We start from the raw sequence: 3,534 nt of genomic DNA on the forward strand, positions 1-3,534 counted from the left end.
AAAGCTCTTTATGCTTATGATCAGGAGCTAAGACTGAAATTATTTCTCCTTTTTTGACTGCATCTTCAGGAGAAAATACTTTGAAACCATCTTTAACTGCGATTTTTCTATCCTTGCTTTTTGGGGGAAGCCCGATTATCATCTCAAGACCTGAATCCTTCAGATTCAGAGCTTGTGCCTTTCCCTGGCTTCCATAACCGAGGATGGAGACAGTCTTTCCTTTCAGATATTTCAAAGAGGCATCTTTATCTTTATAAAGCTTGAGCAAGTTCTTTCTCCCGGGTTATGTGATGTAGTCGCTCGATTTATCGAGCTGAAATGAGCCCAATAAATTGGGCAACTACAAATTAATTTGTCCGTTCCGTCAGGAGCTACTCCTGACCGATCGAACGAAATATAATTAAATTAGGATTGATTTAACAACAGTTTTTCAGGTATAGGGGAGTATTGCAATACTCCCCTACAATCCGAAGGGCCTAACCACAGTTTCAGCTTGACAAAATTTTTTTCGGGTTTAGATTACAGTCAGAAGCAATATTTCAATCCATTGTTCTTCAAAAATCTCCAGTTTCAACTTTTTTGGAGGAGAGTGACCTATGAGAAGAAGCTTGCAGTTAATTCTCTTGGTGTTTTCATTGGTGCTTTTATTTTCGGGAGTGGGTTTTTCTCAGGTCAATGAATACTACCTAGATCCGGTTGACCTGGAGGTCTCACCCTGTGACAGCACTGTACAGGTTAATATAAATATTAAAACCGTGGAGTTGATTTATGGCTTTTTCGTTCCCTTATTTGCGGAGGGTACCTGCAGTCCAGTTTTAGATACAATACTGACTGGTGGTATTAACGATGCAAACCCCCCAGCATTTTACCCGCCCAGTTTGGTTGCTGGCTCTGCCCAGAGGATAGTCTGCCCTTATGGACCGCCATTGGAACCAATGTGGTTTTTTTCATATCATCAAGAAGTTTATAATGACAGTGGTCTCTGGTGCAGGATGTTTTATAAAGTGTCTGGTGCGGGAACCTTGACCTTTAGAACTGCAAGAACATCGAAGAATGGAGATACGCTATGTATGTTCAATGGTGAAGGTGCAAGGCCCATTAACTGGCCTATTGCCGGAGAGATTGGGAGTTTTACTGTCACTAAACTGATAAAACCACGTGGAAATGTCAACTGCGATGAACAGGTTAGTGTGGCGGATGTTGTCTATCTTATCAGCTACCTTTTCAGGGGTGGTCCCTCTCCGCATCCTCTGGAGAATGGAGACGTGAATTGCGACGGCAAGGTGACGGTTTCGGATGTGCTCCATCTGGTGAATTATCTCTTCAAAGGCGGACCGCCGCCGTGTTGAGCCCCGATAAATCGGGGAAATGCCCCCGCAGGCGGGACTGAAGACAGTTTGGAGTTTGTGAGTTTGATGTTGGTTCGACGTAGGGGCGAGGTTTCCTCGCCCTTTTTATTTAAGTGGTCTGAGACTTGCGTTAAAATCCATCATGGTCAGACAAGAATGTCTCACTTGCCGTTTCAGAGAAGATAAATTAAGAGTTGGATTGGTTTTTAAATGGCGACCCTGAAAGGGTCGCCCTGTTATTTATTGGATGGGTAACCCCTCTACAGTAAAATATAAAACGTCCGGGATGAACCTGGGCGCTACTGGTTTCTTACGCCACTAAAGTGGCTATTAACAGTCTGAGATTCTTCGGTCGTCCATTTGGACTCCCTCAGAATGACCGCCAGGGTACTCCTTATTCGTACCTCAATGCCTCAATCGGGTCTAAATTGGAGGCTTTTCTGGCAGGATAAAATCCAAAGAATACCCCAACAAACCCTGAAAAGAAGAAAGATAAAGCTATTGCCAGAACTGAAATGAAAATGGGCCAGTGTAAAACCATAGAAATAGCTTTTGAAGTTAAAACTCCTAAGAGTATGCCGACTATCCCTCCGATCAGACTCAAAACTATAGATTCGATCAAAAACTGAGTCAGAATGTCCTTGCCTCTGGCTCCAACTGCCATCCTGATTCCGATCTCCCTGGTCCTCTCAGTTACCGAGACCAGCATGATGTTCATTATTCCTATACCTCCCACTATCAAGGAAATTGAAGCTATCGCGGCCAGGAGAATGGTCATAATGCTGGAGGTGGAAGAGGCTGCGGTGGCGATGTCCGTCTGGCTTCTCACTGTGAAATCATCATCCTGACCCGGTTGGATTTTGTGTCTCTGTCTTAAAAGGTTGGTTATCTGCTGTTCGGCCAGATCCATCTGGGAGCGATCAACGGCTGAGGCGATGATGTAATTAATATAGGTGCCTCCTGCGAGTTTTTTCTGAACGGTGGTCCAGGGGGCTATGATTATGTCGTCCTGGTCCTGGCCAAAGGCATTCTGTCCTTTCTGCGAAAGCACGCCTATTACCCTGAAAGGAAGTTTCTTGATTCTTACTATCTCCCCGACCGGGCCTTCACCTGGGAATAGATTATCCACCACGGTTTGGCCTAAAACACAGACCTTGGTAGCACCTTTTATATCCTGGTCAGTAAAAAATGTACCGGAGGATAAGGTCCAGGAGCGAATGTAAGGGAAGTCCGTCGAATATCCCTGAATCGAAGTTCCCCAGTTAAGGTTTGCTGCCACAACCTGGGCACCGGACCTGACCACAGGCGAGATCCTTGCGATCGCACCGCAGTCATTCTTTATGGCGATAACGTCATCCTCAGTCAAGCTGCTGGCTGTGCCGGCTCCCCCGTGCACTGCTCCAGCAGTATGACTCCCGGGAAAAACATTCAAGAGGTTTTCGCCAAGAGAGGCTATCTGGGCATTGACCATCCTTTTTGCGCCCTGGCCAATTCCTAACATGGCGATTACGGCTGCTACTCCGATGATTATCCCCAGCATGGTCAGGCTGGAACGCATCTTATTCCTGCCTAAAGCCTTATAGGCAACTTTCAGTATTTGTAAATATCTCATGCCTCCTCCACCTCTGGCAAAACCAGAAGATCCTCTTTGGCCTTCTTTGGAGCTGTCACCAACTCATCTTTCACGATTTTACCATCCCGGAAAGTTATGTTTCTTTTAGCATAAGCAGCAATATCTCGCTCATGAGTTATCAAGATAATGGTGATTCCCTTTTGGTTGAGCGACTGAAATATATCCATGACCTCCATAGAAGTTCTGGTATCCAGATTTCCGGTTGGCTCATCCGCTAAAATTATCGCAGGATCATTCACCAATGCTCTGGCAATAGCTACCCTCTGCTGCTGGCCACCGGAGAGCTTGTTGGGATAATGATGTTCTCTTCCTTCTAATCCCACCAAGGATAAAGCCTTTAGCGCTCTTTCGGTCAGGTCTTTAGAATGACTCCCGTTATAAAGTAAGGGAAGCTCCACGTTCTCCAGAGCAGTAGTTCGGGACAGAAGATTGAAAGACTGAAACACGAAACCGATCTTCTGATTTCTAATCCCGGCTAAGCTATTTCTATCTAAAGAAGATATATCTTTACCTTCAAGGAAATAGTTCCCTTTAGTGGGTCGATCTAAACAG

4 protein-coding genes are annotated in these 3,534 nt (G+C 45.3%); 1 reads left to right on the forward strand and 3 read right to left on the reverse strand.

The features are described from left to right. Window positions 1-268: ketol-acid reductoisomerase (locus MUP17_10420; GenBank protein MCJ7459393.1), on the reverse strand; the 268-nt coding region annotated here is incomplete at its 3' end. A gap of 328 nt (window positions 269-596) precedes the next feature. Between MUP17_10420 and MUP17_10425 the strand changes: the two genes are divergently transcribed. Further along, window positions 597-1,349, forward strand: coding sequence for a dockerin type I repeat-containing protein (locus MUP17_10425; protein ID MCJ7459394.1), 753 nt, complete (start codon window positions 597-599; stop codon window positions 1,347-1,349). A gap of 394 nt (window positions 1,350-1,743) precedes the next feature. Here the strand turns inward: MUP17_10425 and MUP17_10430 are convergent, their stop codons facing one another. Both MUP17_10430 and MUP17_10435 read right to left on the reverse strand, forming a co-directional pair. After that, window positions 1,744-2,961, reverse strand: coding sequence for an ABC transporter permease (locus tag MUP17_10430; protein ID MCJ7459395.1), 1,218 nt, complete (start codon window positions 2,959-2,961; stop codon window positions 1,744-1,746). Further along, window positions 2,958-3,534, reverse strand: a 577-nt coding sequence (locus MUP17_10435) for an ABC transporter ATP-binding protein (GenBank protein MCJ7459396.1), incomplete at its 5' end; no start/stop codon positions are given. The genes MUP17_10430 and MUP17_10435, both read right to left, overlap by 4 nt.

Source organism: Candidatus Zixiibacteriota bacterium (genome assembly GCA_022865345.1).
Classification (GTDB): Bacteria; Zixibacteria; MSB-5A5; order MSB-5A5; family RBG-16-43-9; genus RBG-16-43-9.